The sequence below is a fragment of the Pseudomonas mangrovi genome (assembly GCF_003052585.1).
In the GTDB taxonomy this organism is placed as follows: domain Bacteria; phylum Pseudomonadota; class Gammaproteobacteria; order Pseudomonadales; family Pseudomonadaceae; genus Aquipseudomonas; species Aquipseudomonas mangrovi.
Window position 1 is genome coordinate 45,305 of record NZ_QASN01000002.1, and the last position, 16,937, is coordinate 62,241.

At 62.3% G+C, this 16,937-nt stretch carries 20 protein-coding genes; 6 read left to right on the forward strand and 14 right to left on the reverse strand.

Translation table 11 applies throughout. The features are described from left to right. The first annotated feature begins 154 nt into the window (after positions 1–154). The 5 genes from DBO85_RS00255 (at position 155) to DBO85_RS00275 (ending at position 3,813) form a co-directional block, all read left to right on the forward strand. Positions 155–541, forward strand: coding sequence for a protease inhibitor I42 family protein (locus DBO85_RS00255; RefSeq protein WP_108104120.1), 387 nt, complete (start codon positions 155–157; stop codon positions 539–541). Beyond that, entirely contained in the window at positions 538–1,197 is a 660-nt protein-coding gene (locus tag DBO85_RS00260; RefSeq protein WP_108104122.1) for a lysoplasmalogenase, read from the forward strand. The genes DBO85_RS00255 and DBO85_RS00260 overlap by 4 nt, the downstream gene beginning before the upstream one ends. A gap of 50 nt (positions 1,198–1,247) precedes the next feature. After that, positions 1,248–1,991: a carboxy-S-adenosyl-L-methionine synthase CmoA gene (gene cmoA / locus DBO85_RS00265; protein WP_108104124.1), complete on the forward strand. Its 744-nt coding sequence runs from the start codon at positions 1,248–1,250 to the stop codon at positions 1,989–1,991. After that, a complete protein-coding gene (gene cmoB, locus DBO85_RS00270; protein WP_108104126.1) occupies positions 1,988–2,947 on the forward strand; it encodes a tRNA 5-methoxyuridine(34)/uridine 5-oxyacetic acid(34) synthase CmoB in 960 nt (319 codons plus the stop codon). Before cmoA ends, cmoB begins: the two co-directional genes overlap by 4 nt. A 92-nt stretch (positions 2,948–3,039) precedes the next feature. Continuing rightward, positions 3,040–3,813 (forward strand): substrate-binding periplasmic protein, encoded by a 774-nt coding sequence (locus DBO85_RS00275; RefSeq protein ID WP_158268856.1) that lies wholly within the window; start codon positions 3,040–3,042, stop codon positions 3,811–3,813. Positions 3,814–3,820: 7 nt separating this feature from the next. On the opposite strand, the gene pdxJ is transcribed toward DBO85_RS00275, so the two are convergent. The 12 genes from pdxJ to rpoE form a co-directional block, all read right to left on the reverse strand. Then, positions 3,821–4,567, reverse strand: coding sequence for a pyridoxine 5'-phosphate synthase (gene pdxJ / locus DBO85_RS00280; protein WP_108104130.1), 747 nt, complete (start codon positions 4,565–4,567; stop codon positions 3,821–3,823). Next, positions 4,560–5,243: a DNA repair protein RecO gene (gene recO / locus DBO85_RS00285; protein ID WP_108104132.1), complete on the reverse strand. Its 684-nt coding sequence runs from the start codon at positions 5,241–5,243 to the stop codon at positions 4,560–4,562. Before recO ends, pdxJ begins: the two co-directional genes overlap by 8 nt. A gap of 43 nt (positions 5,244–5,286) precedes the next feature. Then, positions 5,287–6,189 (reverse strand): GTPase Era, encoded by a 903-nt coding sequence (era, locus tag DBO85_RS00290; protein WP_108104134.1) that lies wholly within the window; start codon positions 6,187–6,189, stop codon positions 5,287–5,289. Continuing rightward, the gene (rnc, locus tag DBO85_RS00295) at positions 6,182–6,871 is read right to left on the reverse strand and encodes a ribonuclease III (protein ID WP_108104136.1); all 690 of its coding nucleotides are present in this window, start codon (positions 6,869–6,871) and stop codon (positions 6,182–6,184) included. The genes era and rnc overlap by 8 nt, the downstream gene beginning before the upstream one ends. Next, positions 6,868–7,242: a DUF4845 domain-containing protein gene (locus DBO85_RS00300; protein WP_108104138.1), complete on the reverse strand. Its 375-nt coding sequence runs from the start codon at positions 7,240–7,242 to the stop codon at positions 6,868–6,870. The genes rnc and DBO85_RS00300 overlap by 4 nt, the downstream gene beginning before the upstream one ends. Before the next feature lie 112 nt (positions 7,243–7,354). Further along, entirely contained in the window at positions 7,355–8,209 is an 855-nt protein-coding gene (lepB, locus tag DBO85_RS00305; RefSeq protein ID WP_108104140.1) for a signal peptidase I, read from the reverse strand. 3 nt (positions 8,210–8,212) lie between these two features. After that, complete coding sequence (lepA, locus tag DBO85_RS00310; RefSeq protein WP_108104142.1) at positions 8,213–10,012, reverse strand: translation elongation factor 4; 1,800 nt, start codon at positions 10,010–10,012, stop codon at positions 8,213–8,215. Positions 10,013–10,187: 175 nt separating this feature from the next. After that, on the reverse strand, positions 10,188–11,606 hold the full coding sequence (locus tag DBO85_RS00315) for a DegQ family serine endoprotease (protein WP_108104144.1): 1,419 nt from the start codon (positions 11,604–11,606) through the stop codon (positions 10,188–10,190). 37 nt (positions 11,607–11,643) lie between these two features. After that, positions 11,644–12,090, reverse strand: a complete 447-nt coding sequence (locus tag DBO85_RS00320; protein WP_108104146.1) for a SoxR reducing system RseC family protein — start codon at positions 12,088–12,090, stop codon at positions 11,644–11,646. Continuing rightward, positions 12,087–13,037: a MucB/RseB C-terminal domain-containing protein gene (locus tag DBO85_RS00325; protein WP_108104148.1), complete on the reverse strand. Its 951-nt coding sequence runs from the start codon at positions 13,035–13,037 to the stop codon at positions 12,087–12,089. The genes DBO85_RS00320 and DBO85_RS00325 overlap by 4 nt, the downstream gene beginning before the upstream one ends. Positions 13,038–13,045: 8 nt before the next feature. After that, the gene (locus DBO85_RS00330) at positions 13,046–13,621 is read right to left on the reverse strand and encodes a sigma-E factor negative regulatory protein (RefSeq protein WP_108104150.1); all 576 of its coding nucleotides are present in this window, start codon (positions 13,619–13,621) and stop codon (positions 13,046–13,048) included. 30 nt (positions 13,622–13,651) lie between these two features. Continuing rightward, positions 13,652–14,233 carry an RNA polymerase sigma factor RpoE gene (gene rpoE / locus DBO85_RS00335; protein WP_108104152.1) on the reverse strand — a complete coding sequence of 194 codons (582 nt, stop codon included), beginning with the start codon at positions 14,231–14,233 and terminating at the stop codon, positions 13,652–13,654. Positions 14,234–14,614: 381 nt separating this feature from the next. On the opposite strand from rpoE, the gene nadB reads away from it, so the two are divergent. Continuing rightward, entirely contained in the window at positions 14,615–16,231 is a 1,617-nt protein-coding gene (gene nadB, locus DBO85_RS00340; protein WP_108104154.1) for an L-aspartate oxidase, read from the forward strand. On the opposite strand, the gene DBO85_RS00345 is transcribed toward nadB, so the two are convergent. Further along, a complete protein-coding gene (locus DBO85_RS00345; RefSeq protein WP_108104156.1) occupies positions 16,200–16,652 on the reverse strand; it encodes a protein YgfX in 453 nt (150 codons plus the stop codon). The genes nadB and DBO85_RS00345 overlap by 32 nt on opposite strands. Next, a complete protein-coding gene (locus tag DBO85_RS00350; protein WP_108104158.1) occupies positions 16,636–16,890 on the reverse strand; it encodes an FAD assembly factor SdhE in 255 nt (84 codons plus the stop codon). The genes DBO85_RS00345 and DBO85_RS00350 overlap by 17 nt, the downstream gene beginning before the upstream one ends. Between the last annotated feature and the right edge of the window lie 47 nt (positions 16,891–16,937).

The window sequence follows — 16,937 nt, forward strand, 5'->3', positions numbered from 1 at the left end:
CAAGGGGTCGTAGGTTGGGCTGCGAAGCCCAACGCGCGGACTCCCAGGCAATCGGAATGCCTCGCCGCCCGCGCGCCTTCGCTGCCTGCAAGGCATGCGAAGCCTGCGCAAACCCCGCTATGCTGGCGACCATTCGACGCTGCCGAGACCCGTCATGATTCGCATCCATCGCGCCTTCCCCCTCCTTGCCCTGCCGTTGTTCGCCGCCTGCAGCAGCGCCCCGCCCAGCAGCGTGCTGCTGGAGAACCAGGCGCGCTGTCCGCAGCAGCTTGCCCAGGGACAGATGCTGATCCTGCGCCTGCCGAGCAATCCTTCAACCGGCTATCGCTGGGAACTGCTCAATACGCCAGATGCCCTGCGTAGCCTGGGGCCGGAGGTCTATAGCTCGCCCGACAAGGTCGACATGGTCGGTGCCGCCGGGCACTCGACCTGGCGCTTCCAGGCGACCGCAGCCGGCAAGGGCAGCCTGCGCCTGGCCTACCAGCGGCCCTGGGAACCGGAGCCGATCGAGCACTTCGAATGCCGCCTGGAGGTCCGATGAACCCGCGTCTGTGGCTGGGCCTGGGCCTGTGCGGCGCCGGGCTGTTCTTTGCCGGTGTCTACCTGCAGCTGCCGTTGCTATGCCTGCTGGCCAAGCCGCTGCCAGTACTGGCCCTGATCGGCTGGCTGCAGTTCTCGGCGGATACGCTGCTGCGCCGACCCATCCAGCTGGGGCTGGCGGTGTCGCTGGCCGGAGACATCCTGCTAGCCTGGCCGGGCGACCTGTTCCTGGCCGGTCTGTGCGCCTTCTTCTTTGCCCACCTGATCTACCTGCATGGTTTCACCCGCGATTGCCGCCGCCCGGCGTGGATTGCGCTGGGCATTGCCGGGGCGCTGGCGGGGGGTATGTACGGGCTGCTGTTTCTCGGCGGCCTCGGCGATCTGGAATTGCCGGTACTGGTCTACAGCCTGGCAATTGCCGCCATGCTCTGGCGCGCGCTGGCGCGTCCTGCTGAAGGCGGTCTGGCTCGGCGCAGCGTCTGGCTGGGCGCACTGGGTGCGCTGCTGTTCGTCATCTCGGACAGCCTGATCGGTTTCGACCGTTTCCTGCTACCTATCCCCGACGCCGACTACCCGATCCTCGCCAGCTACTGGCTCGGTCAGTGGGGCATTGCCGCCGCGGCACGCTTCGCCCAGCCGACGCGGGAGTTTGGCTGAGGCGAACACTTGGCTAGAATGCCGCCCTTCGATCAGAGCAGGCACCCACCGTGAGCCAGGAACCCGACCGTCTCTTCGCCCAGCCGCTGGCGCAGGTAGCCGACTTCGTCTTCAACGAGGATGTCGCCCGCGTGTTTCCGGACATGATCAAGCGCTCGGTGCCCGGTTACCCGACCATCGTCGAAAATATCAGCGTGCTCGCGGCGCGCTTCGCCCAGCCGCATACCACCCTGTATGACCTGGGCTGCTCGCTCGGCGCAGTGACCCAGGCGCTGCGCCGCCATGTGCGTGCCGACGGCTGCCGGGTGATTGCCGTCGACAACTCGGCAGCGATGGTCGAGCGCTGCAGCGAATACCTGCACTCACAGGACTCCATGTTTCAGGAGCTGCTGCCGGTCGAGGTGATCGAGGCGGACATCCTTGCACTCGCGTTTCAGCCGACCTCGCTGGTGGCGCTCAACTTTACCTTGCAGTTCATCGCGATCGAACGCCGCCCGGAACTGCTCGCTCGCATTCGCCAGGCCCTGCTGCCGGGCGGCGCGCTGATCCTCTCGGAGAAACTGCGCTTCGAGGACGCCATCGAGGATGAGCTGCTCACCGCCCTGCATCTGGATTTCAAACGCGCCAACGGCTACAGCGAACTGGAGATTGCACAGAAGCGCAGCGCGATCGAGAAGGTCATGCTGCCCGACAGCCTGCAGACCCACCGCCAGCGTCTGCTGGACGCCGGATTCAGCCAGGTGCTGCCGTGGTTCCAGTGCCTGAACTTCGCCTCGCTGATCGCCCTGCCATGATCGACCTCACTCCCCTTGCCCAACGACTGAAAGGCTCGCCGCTGGGGAGCTGGGCCGATAGCCTGCAGGCACAGCTCGACGCCAAGCTGGCGGTCGGGCATGGCGACCTGCCGCGCTGGCGTACCGCCCTCGAGGCACTGCCGGCACTGAACGCCAGCCAGGTCGAGCTGCAGCAGCGCTTCGCCCTCGACGGCGCCTGCAGCGAGCCGGCGCGCAATGCCCTGCGCCAGGCCCTGCTCGGCCTGTCGCCCTGGCGCAAGGGCCCCTTTGAGCTGTTCGGCGTGCAGATCGACACCGAGTGGCGTTCGGACTGGAAATGGCAGCGCGTCGCCGCGCACCTCGACCTGCAGGGCAAGCGCGTGCTGGATGTCGGCTGTGGCAATGGCTACTACCTGTGGCGGATGCTCGGCGCAGGCGCCCGCGAGGTGATCGGTATCGATCCCAACTGGCTGTTCTTCTGTCAGTTCCTCGCCATGCGTCACTACCTTTCGCAGCTGCCGGCCTGGCACCTTCCGCTGGCGCTGGAAGAGCTGCCGGCGAAGCTCCAGGGCTTCGACACGGTCTTCTCCATGGGCGTGCTCTATCATCGCCGCTCACCCATCGATCATCTGCTGGAGCTCAAGGACTGCCTGCTCAGAGGTGGAGAGCTGGTGCTGGAAACCCTGGTGGTGGAAGGCGATGAGCAACAGGTGCTGGTGCCCGAGGATCGCTACGCGCAGATGCGCAATGTCTGGTTCCTGCCCTCAGTACCGGCGCTGGAACGCTGGTTGCGCCGCGCCGGGTTCGTCGATGTGCGCTGCGTGGATGTCAGCGTCACCAGCGTCGAAGAACAGCGCAGCACCGAGTGGATGCGTTTCCAGTCGCTACCGGACTTCCTCGACCCGAGCGACCCGAACCGTACCGTCGAAGGCCTGCCGGCGCCCCGCCGTGCGGTGCTGATCGCTAAGAAGCCCTGAACCACTCGATCCGGCGCTGGACGTCGGGCGTCGGTTGTCGCAGCATCCACCGCATGCCTGCCTTACCTGGCAGTCTTCGGAGAATGCACGCAATGCACCCGCCCCGCGTCCTTGCCGCCGCCGTGCTGAGCCTGATGATCGCGACCCAGACGGCCGCCGAACCGCTGCAGCTGTACACCGAGGAGTATCCGCCGGTGAGCTTCAGCGAGAATGGTGAAGTCGACGGCATGGCCACCGAAGTAGTACGCGAATTGCTGCGTCGCCTCGGCGAACCGGCCAGCATCCAGTCGCTCCCCTGGGCACGCAGCCTGCAGATCGTCCTGCGCACCCCGAACACCGCGCTCTACACCACCATCCGCAATCCGCAGCGAGAACGGCAGTTCAAGTGGGTCGGTCCACTGGTGGTGAGCGAGGACAACTTCTACGCCCTGCGCGGCTCGGGCCTGCAGGTCAGCCACCCCGAGCAGCTGCACGCACTGGGCCCGATCGCCGTGCCGCGGGCCTGGTCGACCTACCAGGAGCTGCGCGAAACAGGCTTGCCCAACCTGCTGCCGGTGAACGAGCCGGAACAGGTGTTCCGCATGCTCAAGCATGGTCGAGTCAAGGTGATAGTGGCGGACAACCTGAGCTTTCTTTCCCACGGCTCGCAGGCGCAACAGGTCGACTTCCTCGCCAGCGAAGATGTCGAGGCGATCTACAACCACCGCACCTCGTACGGCTACATCGCCTTCTGGCGCGACACCCCGGATGCACGCGTACAGCGCTGGCAAGTGGAGCTGGACACAATGAAGCGGGACGGCAGCTTCGCCCAGATCCACCAGCGCTGGCTCGGTGACACGCCGCCGGCACCTCTGCGCGAACCCTGATCCGTCCTCAGTGGCGGTTGGCTGCGGCCAGAATCAGCGCCTTCATCTCCGCCACCGCGGCCTTGAAACCAACGAACAGGGCATGCGCGACTATGGCGTGGCCGATGTTCAACTCGTTGATCCCGCGAATCGCCGCCACCGCCTCGACGTTGTGATAATGCAGACCGTGGCCGGCATTGACGATCAGGCCATGGGCAAGACCGGCCTCCACACCATCACGGATGCGCGCCAGTTCGACGGCTCGCTCGGCAGGCGTGTGAGCGTCGGCGTAGCGGCCGGTGTGCAGTTCGATGGCCGGCGCACCAACGCGGGCCGCCGCCTCGATCTGCCGCGGATCGGCATCGATGAACAGCGAAACCTCGCTGCCACAGGCAGCCATCCGCTCCACCGCCGCGCGGATGCGCGCCTCCTGGCCGGCAACGTCCAGGCCACCTTCGGTGGTCAACTCCTGGCGGGTCTCCGGGACCAGACAGATGTGCTCTGCGCGCAGCTTCTCGGCGAAGGCGAGCATCGCCTCGGTCACGCCCATCTCGAAGTTCATTCGCGTCTGCAGAGCATCCTTGAAGATCAGCACGTCACGATCCTGAATGTGCCGGCGATCCTCGCGCAGGTGCAAGGTGATGCCGTCGGCGCCGGCTTCCTCGGCATCCAGCGCAGCCTTCAGCGGATCGGGATAACGGGTGCCGCGTGCCTGGCGCAACGTGGCAACGTGGTCGATGTTGACGCCGAGAAGGACACGATTGGCTTCAGTCACGGGACGACTCCTTGATATTCATGAACAGTTCACGGCTGACCAGCGGCCGCTCACCCAGGTGGGGGGCCAGCGCCTGGCGCATCAGCCGCTTGGCCGCCATCAGCGCTCCGGGCTGACTCCAGTCGGCCTCGGCCAGCGCCAGCAAGTCGCGGCCGTGGAAACAGCCAGGCTGCAACTGTTGAATGCGTTCGAAGCCGGCGTCCGGTACCAGGCGATAGAGCACCTCGGCATGCATGGGCTCACCGCAGGCATCGCGGTCGAGGGCGAAACCATAGCCCAGCTCATCCAGCAGTCGCCACTCGAAGGCACGCAGGATCGGCTCCAGAGGTCTGCCCGCCGCCAGCGCAGCAAGGCTCAGGGAATAGTCCTGATGCAACGCCGGATGGGGATCTTCAGCGGGCAACAGGCGCATCAGCAGCTCATTCAGATAGAGACCGCTGTACAGCGCCTGCCCCCCGAGCAGCAGGGCAATGCCCGCGCTCTCCAGACGCTGGACACTCTTCAGTTCGCCGCGCCCGCGCAGCTCCAGTTCAAGCGGCGTGAACGGCCGAGCAAGACCTCCGTTGCGGCCGCGCGCGCCCCGCAGCACCGCCCGCAGACGACCGTCAGGCGTGAAAAAGTCGACCAGCGCGCTGGTCTCCTTGTAGGGCCGACTGTGCAGAACATAGGCGAACATGATGGCTGACCGCCCAGGAGGAAAAACGCTGATTCAGGCCGGCTCAGAGATCCAGATAGCCCAGGGAACGCAAAGCGCGCTCATCGTCGGACCAGCCGCTCTTCACCTTGACCCAGAGGTTGAGCATGACCTTGGAGTCGAACAGGGTTTCCATGTCACGGCGAGCGTCCTGGCCGATGCGTTTGATGCGCTCGCCCTTGTCGCCGATGATGATCTTCTTCTGGCCGTCGCGCTCCACCAGAATCAGCGCATGGATATGCAGGATGCGTCCTTCCTGCTTGAACTCCTCGACCTCGACGGTGATCTGGTAGGGCAGCTCGGCACCCAGCTGGCGCATGATCTTCTCGCGCACAAGTTCAGCGGCGAGAAAGCGGCTGGAGCGGTCGGTGATCTGGTCTTCGGGAAAGAAATGCTCGCTTTCCGGCAGCTTCTCGCCGACCAGCCGTTCGAGGGTATCGAGGTTCTGTCCGAGCAGTGCCGAGATGGGCACTACCTCGGCTTGCGGCAACTGCTGAGCCAGCCACTCCAGGTGCGGCAGCAGATCAGCCTTGTCTTCCATCCGATCCGCCTTGTTCACCGCCAGCAGAACCGGACAGCGCACGTACTGGACCTTCTCCAGAACCATCTGATCCTCGTCGGTCCAGCGGGTGCGGTCGACGACGAAGACCACCACATCGACATCCTTCAGCGCGGAAGATGCGCTGCGATTCATGTAGCGGTTGAGCGCCTTGTCGTTGTGCTTGTGCAGTCCCGGCGTATCGACATAAATCGCCTGCACGGCGCCGTCGGTCTTGATCCCGAGCATGTTGTGGCGGGTGGTCTGCGGCTTGCGCGAGGTGATCGCCAGCTTCTGGCCAAGGATGTGGTTGAGCAAAGTCGACTTGCCTACGTTCGGCCGGCCAACGATGGCGACATAGCCGCAACGGGTACTGCTGGAATCATTCATGACCATTCTCCACGCCAAGGGCGATGAGTGCGGCGGCGGCGGCCACCTGCTCGGCTATCCGGCGACTGCCGCCCTGCCCGTGGGTTTTCTCACTCAACTGGGCCACCTGGCACTCGACGGTGAACGTCCGGCAATGCGGCTCGCCTTCAGCGCCCACCACCTCGTAGCGAGGCAGATCCTGGCCCCTGGACTGCAGAAATTCCTGCAGACGTGTTTTCGGATCCTTGTTGGTATCGACCAGCGTCAGCCCGTTCAGCTCGGTCTCCAGCCAGGCCAGCACGCGTTGGCGGGCGGTCTCCATGCCGGCGTCCAGATAAATGGCGCCGATCAGCGCTTCCAGGGTGTCGGCAAGAATCGACTCACGGCGAAAACCGCCACTCTTCAGCTCACCGGAACCTAGTCGCAGGTAGTCGCCCAGCACGAAGCCTCGGGCCAGCACGGCAAGGGTCTCGCCCTTCACCAGACGCGAGCGCAGCCTGGAAAGCTGACCTTCACGCGCTTGCGGGAAGCGCTCGAACAGCGCCTCTGCGGCAATGAAGTTGAGAATGGAGTCACCCAGAAACTCCAGACGCTCGTTGTTGCGCCCGGCATAACTGCGATGGGTAAGGGCCAGCAGCAGCAGCTCCTGATCCTTGAAACTGTGCCCGAGCTGTCGCTCGAGCCGACTCAGCGAAACGGTCACTGCATGCGCACGCGGTATTCTTTGTCGAAACTGACTACCAGATCGATGTTCTTGATCAGCGGCTCGCGCTGTTCGTATTTCAGTTTTACTAGGTAGACATTGTTTTCCAGCTTGATGTCGAAAACCTCCTCAGGCTTCAGGTCAATCGCATTGACCTGTATACCTTTGAAAAGGTAGGTGTAGAACTCAGGGACGCTGCGAATCTTGGTGGTCGGGTCACTTTCGACAGCGGTGATCATGCGATCCAGCGCCCGATTGTCCATGTAATGAGGAATCAGCTTGAAGCCGGCGCTGGCAAAGAATGCCACCAACACCAGGACCACCATCCAGCTCAGCATCGACATGCCTTTCTGCTTGTGTGCAAACGTCATCGGTTGGCTCCAGTTATTCTTCTTTGTTATTGGCGGCGGCGATCGGCGCACGCCCTGACGAACTATATAGCGGGTGGGCTCGCTGGAAACAGCTGGCCAGCGCCCACCCTGCTCAGCGAATCAGGCCGACGCGAGAAAAGTGCGGCAGATTGCTCATTTTCGGATCTGGCCAGCTCATCCACACGGCGAACGCCTTGCCGACGATATTGCGATCAGGAACCATGCCGCTGTAGGCCGGCGGGGTGCCTGGCGGATCTTCCCAGACGCGACTGTCCTTCGAGTTGTCGCGATTGTCGCCCATCATGAAATAGTGGCCCTCGGGCACCGTCCACTGGCTGTCAGGCCTGCGGTTGCTGCCGATTTCCTTGCGAATCATGTGCTCGACTTCACCCAGGCGCTCGTTGTACAGCCGCGCCGTGCCGACCGAGCCGGCCTCATCCTCGAGAAAATCTTCCGCCACCAGCTGGCCGTTGACGTACAGGCGCTTCTCGCTGCTGTACTGGATCAGGTCGCCCGGCACACCGACCACTCGCTTGATGTAGTTGATCTCCGGTGCGCTCGGGTAGCGGAATACCATCACATCGCCACGCTGCGGATCGCCGATCTCGATCACCTTGAGGTCGAGCACCGGCAGGCGGATGCCATAGGCGAACTTGTTGACCAGGATGAAATCACCCTCGAACAGCGTCGGGCGCATCGAACCGGAAGGAATCTGGAATGGTTCGACGAGGAAGGATCGCAGTACCAGCACTATCGCCAGCACCGGAAAGAACGACTTACCGTATTCGACCGCAACCGGCTCCTTGGCCAGACGCTCGAGAGCCGCTTCATCGGTCTGCGCTACCTGCCGGCGATAGGCTTCGATCGCGCGGCGGCGGCGCGGAGCCAGCCAGAGCAAATCGAGCAACGCGAGAAACCCACAGATTGCGACGGCCAGAACCAGCAGCAACGGAAAATTGATCGACATGACTTAGCTATCCACCCTTAGCACGGCGAGGAAGGCTTCCTGTGGAATTTCCACGTTGCCGACCTGCTTCATCCTTTTCTTGCCGGCCTTCTGCTTCTCGAGCAGTTTGCGCTTGCGGCTGACGTCGCCGCCGTAGCACTTGGCCAGAACGTTCTTCCTCAGCGCCTTGACGGTGGTGCGAGCAATGATCTGCCCACCCACGGCGGCCTGGATCGCCACGTCGAACATCTGCCGCGGGATCAGTTCTTTCATCTTCTCGGTCAACACCCGACCCTTGTGATGGGCCCTGTCGCGATGCACGATCAGCGCCAGAGCATCGACCTTGTCGCCATTGATCAGCACGTCCAGGCGCACCAGATTGGCCGACTGGAAGCGATCGAAACTGTAGTCCAGCGAAGCGTAGCCACGACTGACCGACTTGAGCCGATCGAAGAAGTCCAGCACCACCTCGTTCATAGGCAGGTCGTAGCTGACCTGGACCTGGCTGCTGAGGAACTGCATGTCGCGCTGCACGCCGCGCTTCTCGATGCACAGGGTTATGACGTTACCCAGATGCTCCTGCGGAACCAGAATATTGGCCCGCACGATGGGCTCGCGCATGTCCAGCATGCCGGCCGGATCCGGCAACTTCGAGGGGTTGTCGACATAGATCACGTCGCCGTTTTTCATTTCCACTTCGAAGACCACGGTGGGCGCGGTAGTGATCAGATCTAGGTCGTACTCGCGCTCCAGGCGCTCCTGGATGATCTCCATGTGCAGCATGCCGAGAAAGCCGATGCGAAAGCCGAAACCCAGCGCGTCCGAGCTTTCCGGCTCGTACTGCAGCGCCGCATCGTTCAGGGTCAGCTTCTGCAGTGCCTCGCGGAAATCCTCGAAGTCATCGGAGCTGACCGGGAACAGCCCCGCATATACCTGCGGCTTGACCCGCTTGAAACCGGGCAGCATGTCCACATCAGGCGTCGCCGCCAGTGTCAGCGTATCGCCCACCGGCGCGCCATGGATGTCCTTGATTCCCGCGATGATGAAGCCCACCTCGCCGGCCTTGAGATCCTCAGTGGCGGTGTGTTTCGGAGTGAAGACACCGACGCTGTCGACCTGGTGGATCTTGCCGGTGGACTTGACCAGAACCTTGTCGCCCTTCTTGATTCGGCCATGGCGCACTCGCACCAGAGACACCACACCCAGATAGTTGTCGAACCAAGAGTCGATGATCAGCGCCTGCAACGGCGCCTCGACATCTCCGGTGGGTGGCGGAATCACCTGCACCAGACGCTCAAGCACTTCGTCCACGCCCATGCCGCTCTTGGCGCTGCAGGCGACGGCGTCTGTGGCGTCGATACCGATAATGTGCTCGATCTCGTCCTTGACCTTGTCCGGATCAGCCTGCGGCAGGTCCATCTTGTTCAGCACCGGCATCACTTCCAGGCCCTGCTCGATGGCGGTGTAGCAGTTCGCCACCGACTGCGCCTCGACGCCCTGCCCGGCATCGACCACCAGCAGCGCGCCCTCGCACGCAGCCAGGGAACGGCTGACTTCGTAGGTGAAGTCGACGTGCCCCGGCGTGTCGATGAAGTTCAACTGATAGACCTTGCCGTCGCGCGCCTTGTAATAGAGCGTGACGCTGTGTGCCTTGATGGTGATGCCGCGCTCGCGCTCCAGGTCCATGGAGTCGAGCACCTGAGCTTCCATCTCGCGCTCACTGAGTCCGCCACACATCTGGATGAAGCGGTCGGCGAGGGTGGACTTGCCATGATCGATATGGGCGATGATGGAAAAATTGCGGATATGACTCAGATCACTCACGGATCGACACTCTGAAGGCCACAAACGAGGCACGAAAAATAGCCGGCAAGTCTACCCGATTGCGCCAGATCGAGTCACGCACAGGCGTCGGGCTGGCAATCGGTCTGCGATGAAATGAAAGAGCCGGCCATTACGGCCGGCCCTTCTTCAGCGAGAATCGAGCGCTGCAAGCAACTTAGCTGGACAACTTGAAGGTGATGAAGCTGGCGCGCCCCTGACGCAATACCCGCATGGACACGGAACGATTGCGCGGCAATGCCTCTGCAACCTTGGTAAAGGTCTGCGCGGAATCAATCGCCTGATTATTCAGGTGAGTGATCACATCACCCGGGCGCAGGCCGATCAAGGCAGCCGGACCGTCCTGTACCTCGCGAATGACCACGCCGCCGCGCAGATCCAGGCCTTTGCGCTGCTCCTCGCTCAGTTCCGCGACCGTGACACCAAGGCGATTGCTGCTTTGCTCCTTGCCGGACGCCCCGGCTGAAGCGAGGCTTTCACCCTCCTCGGGAAGCATGCCAATGGTAAGCGACAAGTCCTTACGCACGCCTTCACGCACCACTTGCAGCGTCGCCTTGCTTCCGGGCTTCAGGCCACCAACGAGATGCGGCAGATCGGCCGACATGATGATGGGGCGGCCATTCAAGCTGAGAATCACGTCGCCCACCTGCAAACCACCCTTGGCTGCAGGCCCGCCATCAAGCACCTGCGCAACCAGCGCGCCGGCGGGCTTGTCCAGACCAAAGGACTCCGCAAGATCTCTGTTGACCTCCTGAATCACCACGCCCAACCAACCGCGACTGACGCGTCCGTTCGACTTCAACTGGTTGGCAACATCCATGGCGACACCGATGGGGATCGCAAAAGACAGCCCCATGAAACCGCCAGAGCGAGTGAATATCTGCGAGTTGATACCAACCACTTCGCCGTCCAGGTTGAACAACGGCCCGCCCGAGTTGCCGGGATTTATCGCCACATCCGTCTGAATGAACGGTACATAGCTCTCGTTCGGCAGACTCCGCCCCTTCGCACTGACGATGCCAGCGGTCACCGAGTGATCAAAGCCGAATGGAGAACCGATCGCCAGGACCCAAGCCCCCACCTTGAGATTTTCCGAATCGCCCAGTTTGACGGTCGGCAGGTCCTCGCCTTCGACCTTGAGCAAGGCAACGTCCGTTCGCGGATCAGCACCCACCAGACGCGCCTCCAGCTCGCTGCGATCCGGAAGGCGAACAATGATCTCGTCTGCCCCGGCAACGACGTGGTTGTTGGTCAGCACATAGCCGTCTGCGGAAATGATGAAACCCGAGCCCAGCGACTGCGCCTGACGCTGCTGCCCATTGGGCGAGCGGGGCATCTGTGGCACGCCACGCTCGAAGAACTCACGAAAGATCGGAGGAATTCCCTCCAGATCAGGCGCCATCAGCGGATCGCTAGCGGAGCGCTCGGGCAACTTCTGCCGAGTACTGATGTTCACCACTGCGGGCGAAGCCTGCTCGACCAGCTCGGTAAATTCGGGCAACTGGGCCGCATGGAGCCACGGACTGACGAGAATGAGCGCCACCAAGGCGGATAGACTGCGTTTCAGGTTGAACATGGACTACTTGCTCCCCAACGAACAATCGATATCTGAATCAGGAGTGTGTTGCCAGAACGGCGCGCAATACAACTGGCTGAGAACTCGGAGAGTCGCTGGTGCGCCTGCTGCGGATGCGCACCAACAGCCACGCCAGGGCAAACCCGGCTATGGCTGCGGCGATCACCAGCGGTTCGGGAAGACCCATCGCCGTAGCGATCAGCGCTGCACAAAAAAGCCCCAGCAAGGGGACCAGATAGACGAGCAGAGCACCTCGCAGCAGGAGGTCCTCGCGAATGCCGATAACGACGGCATCTCCAACCGCCAGTTGGAGATCAGATAGCGCGCGGACGAATCCGCGCTGTGCATCAACTCCCAATCGGTCCATCAGGCCCTGCCCGCAGCCCGCCTGCGCCGAGCAGCTCGAACAGGTGCTGCGACGTCGGGTCTCAACCCAGACGGCACCCTGCTCCACCGCGACAACGCGACCCTGCTCCTCGATCATGGGCTGGCGACAACCCCTTCGTCGGCACTGAGTGAAACCGCCACCCGCTCGGCGGTCCCGAAGGGGATCTCGCCGACGACAGTAATCATGTAATCACCCTCCGGAGCGGTCACCCTGCGAGAAACCACAACGGTCGGCCCCAGTTGATGACGGGCGTCCTCTACCGGCGAACCATTGAGCGATTCGACGAAAATCGAAAACCTGGCCAAGCCGTCGGCATAGGTCATGAATACCACGGGCGCATCATCCGCGCCCTTGCGCTCGACCACTCCGGACAGCTCGAAGCCAGGCGGTAGCCACTGGGCATGCCAGCCAGCCTTGACTGAAACCGGCTCAGCACGCGCCCGAACCGGTCGACAGGCATCACCCGGAAGCAAGCTAGAGGAGTCGAACTCAGCGAAAGGATCGAACTCGGCAAATTGGAAACGCTCGAGAAGCAGGCCCTTTTCATTCAATAAGAGGGACTTGAGCGGCAGCGCCGTTTCCTGATCAAGATGCAGCTCGAAACCATAGCGATGCTGGTCACGCGGAGATAGCAGCAGAACAACCGCCTGACGCCCTGCGATTCGCGAATGCCCCGCCATCTTGAGCTCGTAGAATGACTGCAGACGCGCAGGGTCTAAGGTTCGAGAAGGCCAGAACGCAGCTCCTTCCACCTGATCGGCCATACCGCCGGCGATGCACTGCACCCGACCGTCAACCTTGAGGATTTCCTGCTCAGCCCCATCAAGCTGAAGCAGCCTTTCACTCATCTTGCCGTCGGCACCGAGCTGCCGCCAGACACGATGAGTCGAGAAGCTGCCATTACGCTCATAGACAAATGTGCCGTGAAATCGCTGCTGCTGGTCAGCCTTCGCCAGCCTCGCCAACCAGTCACCTGCCTCCTCGGCAAACGCTGGCGGGACCAGCGCAGCCGACAGCAAGAGGGCAATTGAAAGCGCGCGCATACTTCTCCTTAGCGGTTTTCCAGGCTCGCCGCGCGAGCATAGGGAAGCGGCCCTTCACTGAGCCCAGCCTCTTGAGCATGTTGACGCAGGTAAGAGGGCAGACGCTGCTGATGCCACTCCGACGCCCCCTGAGCAGAGCGGCCTGCCTGAGGCTGCTCCACCTCGCCCAGCGAATATCCGGCCAGCACGGCAGGTTCCTGCACCTGCGGCATCACCGACGCAGGAATAGCGCCACGCTCGGCCAACTGCGCACCAGTGGCATCCGCTTCGTTATAGAAACGCACCCCCACAAGAACCGCAAGGGTAACAGACGCCGCCACCGCCACACGCCCCAGCGCCGGCCAGGCACCCAGACGACGAGCAGGAACGGGCTCCTTGTCCAGAGCAGCAAAGACCGCCCCGGCAACGTCGAGACGCGGCTCGAGCAACTCCTTATGCATGGCGGCGCGTGCCACTTGATAACGCGACCAAGTCGCACGCATCTCAGCATCCTCGCTGGCGGCGAGCACTCGGCGCAGTTCAAGCTCGTCCGCTTCGTTATCCATCACTGCGGACAGCGATTCGTGCAGGGCTTCACGGTTCATAGCGTTCCTCTCTTGGCTGACGCCGCTGTCTCAGGACTCTTGCAAAAGGGGTTGCAGAGCCTTGTCGATTGCTTCTCGCGCACGAAATATGCGCGAGCGTACGGTACCTACAGGACACGCCATGACTGAAGCGATGTCCTCGTAACTCAATCCATCGAACTCGCGCAAGGTCAGCGCCGTGCGCAAGTCTTCCGGCAGTTGCTGGATAGTTCGATGGACCGTGCCTTCGATTTCGTCCCGCAGCATCAGCCGTTCCGGAGATTCAAGGTCTTTGAGTCCATGATCACCGTCATAGAACTCAGCATCCTCGGAGCTCACATCATTGTCCGGCGGGCGACGCCCCCGCGACACCAGATGGTTCTTCGCCGTATTGATGGCGATGCGGTACAGCCAGGTATAGAACGCACTGTCACCGCGAAAATTACCCAAAGCCCGATAAGCCTTGATGAACGCCTCTTGGGCTACATCCTGAGCCTCGTGGGAGTCGTGCACAAAACGCACGATCAGCCCGAGAATCTTGTGCTGGTACTTCATCACCAGCAGATCAAAGGCTCGCCTATCTCCCTTCTGCACGCGTTCGACCAGCTTTTGATCTTCTTCCTGAGTCAGCATGTACTCTCCTCGTCAAGCTCGGAGGAGATGCGCGCCGAAACCCTTATCAATCTGCCTAGATAGACTAGAGCCTCGCGCAAAAGTTCTCTCCCCCAAAATACGCTCCCAGCTGATCGGATCAGTCCCAAACCGGCCCCTCGCAACCAGCCTTGCCGATACCTGCATGCAGCATCTGCGCACCGCGCGTGAATGCGTCCGGCGCAAGGAATCCGATGTTAGAACGTAGCGACGCAAAAATGGTTCCCTTGTTTCGAAAACCCTGCGCCAGTGCCGGCGAACGCCGGCAGATCTTGGGCAGCCAGCCGGGAAACTGGGCGCGCCTATTGTGCAGGGACACCTGCCTATATACTAGCGAGCGCCCTACTGACCGCGGACCCTTTAATGAGCCAACACCACCTTCACGACGTCCTGGTCATCGGTAGCGGTGCCGCCGGCCTCACGCTTGCTCTGACGCTGCCGGAACACCTGAGCATCGCTGTATTGAGCAAAGGCGATCTGGCCAACGGCTCGACCTTTTGGGCCCAGGGTGGAGTTGCCGCCGTTCTCGACAACATGGATACAGTGGAATCCCACGTTCAGGACACCCTTAATGCTGGTGGTGGCCTTTGTCGCGAGGAAGCGGTGCGCTTTACCGTGGAGCACAGTCGCGAGTCGATCCAGTGGCTGATCGACCAGGGCGTGCCTTTCACCCGAGACGAGAAGGGTTTTCACGAGGACGGGGGGTTCGAGTTTCATCTGACCCGTGAAGGCGGACATACCCATCGGCGGATCATTCACGCCGCCGATGCAACTGGGGCGGCAATTTTCAACACGCTGCTGGCGCGCTCACGCCAGCGCAGCAACATCCATCTGCTCGAACAGCATGTCGCGGTCGATCTGATTACCGAGCGTCGCCTGGGCCTGGAGGGCGACCGCTGCCTGGGCGCCTACGTCCTCAATCGTAGCAGTGGCGAAGTCGACACCTTCGCCGCGCGCTTCGTGATTCTGGCAACCGGTGGCGCGGCCAAGGTATACCTCTACACCAGCAATTCCGATGGTGCCTGCGGCGATGGCATAGCGATGGCATGGCGCGCCGGCTGCCGAGTCGGAAATCTTGAGTTCAACCAGTTCCACCCGACCTGCCTCTATCATCCGCAGGCGAAGAACTTCCTCATCACCGAGGCGCTGCGCGGCGAAGGCGCCCTGCTCAAGCTGCCAAGCGGCGAACGGTTCATGCCACGCTTCGATGAGCGCGCCGAACTCGCCCCACGCGACATAGTCGCCAGGGCCATCGACCATGAAATGAAGCGCCTGGGCATAGACTGTGTCTACCTGGACATCAGCCACAAGCCGGCAGAGTTCATCCGCGAACACTTTCCCACCGTCTACGAACGCTGCCTTAGTTTCGGCATCGACATAACTCGCCAGGCGATCCCGGTGGTGCCTGCCGCTCACTACACCTGCGGCGGGGTAGTCATCGATTCGCATGGACGCACCGACGTCCCCGGCCTCTATGCCATTGGAGAAACCAGCTTCACCGGCCTGCACGGGGCCAATCGCCTGGCCAGCAACTCCTTGCTGGAGTGTTTCGTCTATGCCCGGGCCGCCGTCGCCGACATCCTCACTCAGCTCGACAGCGTCGGGTCGCCGCCTACGCTGCCGCAGTGGGACGCCAGCCAGGTGACCGACTCGGACGAGGACGTGATCATCGCCCACAACTGGGACGAGCTGCGGCGTTTCATGTGGGACTACGTCGGCATCGTTCGTACCAACAAGCGGCTGATGCGCGCCCAGCACCGGGTCACCCTGTTGCTGGCGGAAATTGACGAGTTCTATAGCAACTACAAGGTCAGCCGCGACCTCATCGAGTTGCGCAATCTGGCGCTGGTAGCCGATCTGATGATCCGCTCGGCAATGCTGCGCCGCGAGAGCCGCGGACTGCACTACACGCTCGACTACCCGGAGATGCTGCCGCAGGCGCAGGACACTATTCTGCTGCCGCCCACCTTTTGCGACTGAACTTCAGGCGCAAGCGCAGGCGACGATGGGCATCCGCACTCATCGCGCCCTGCGCAATGCACAGGCCGCGAACTCTACGCTCGCCAGCAAAGCGCCAACGCAGCACCACCAGCGCCGGCAATGCGAGACTGTCAGGCTGCAGCTGAATAGAGCGCCAGCCGTGCGCCGCGCTCCACAGCGCCCACCCCGACGCATCACGACGCAACGCGCAGCAGGCTGACGGATGCGTCAGCAGTATCTGTCGCGGCAACACCCAGAGCGCGTGAGCAGTGCATACAGCAATTGCCGACGCAACACCCCACCAAGGCAGCTCAAGCATCAGCGCACTACCCAGCGCCAGCGTCTGCAGCGCAAGATAGATCAGCAGCAGGGCGCGAGAGCCGCACCAGCTGCATTCGAAGCTCTCACTTGGGTTGGACACGATCCAGGATCATCCGCACCATGCGCTGCAGGTCAGGGTCCTGAGGCTCCTCACGCTGCATGAACCAGCCAAACATGTCCTGATCCTCACACTCGAGCAGCTTGCGATAACGCGCCTGATCCTCGGCATCGAGCAGTGCATAGACTTCTCGCACGAAGGGAACCAACAGCACGTCCAGTTCGAGCATGCCACGACGACTGTGCCAGAAGAGGCGATTGAGTTCGGTTGCGTCGACCATCGGGCGGCTCCTGAAAATGAGGCCGGCAGTATAGCCGGCTGCGCCGA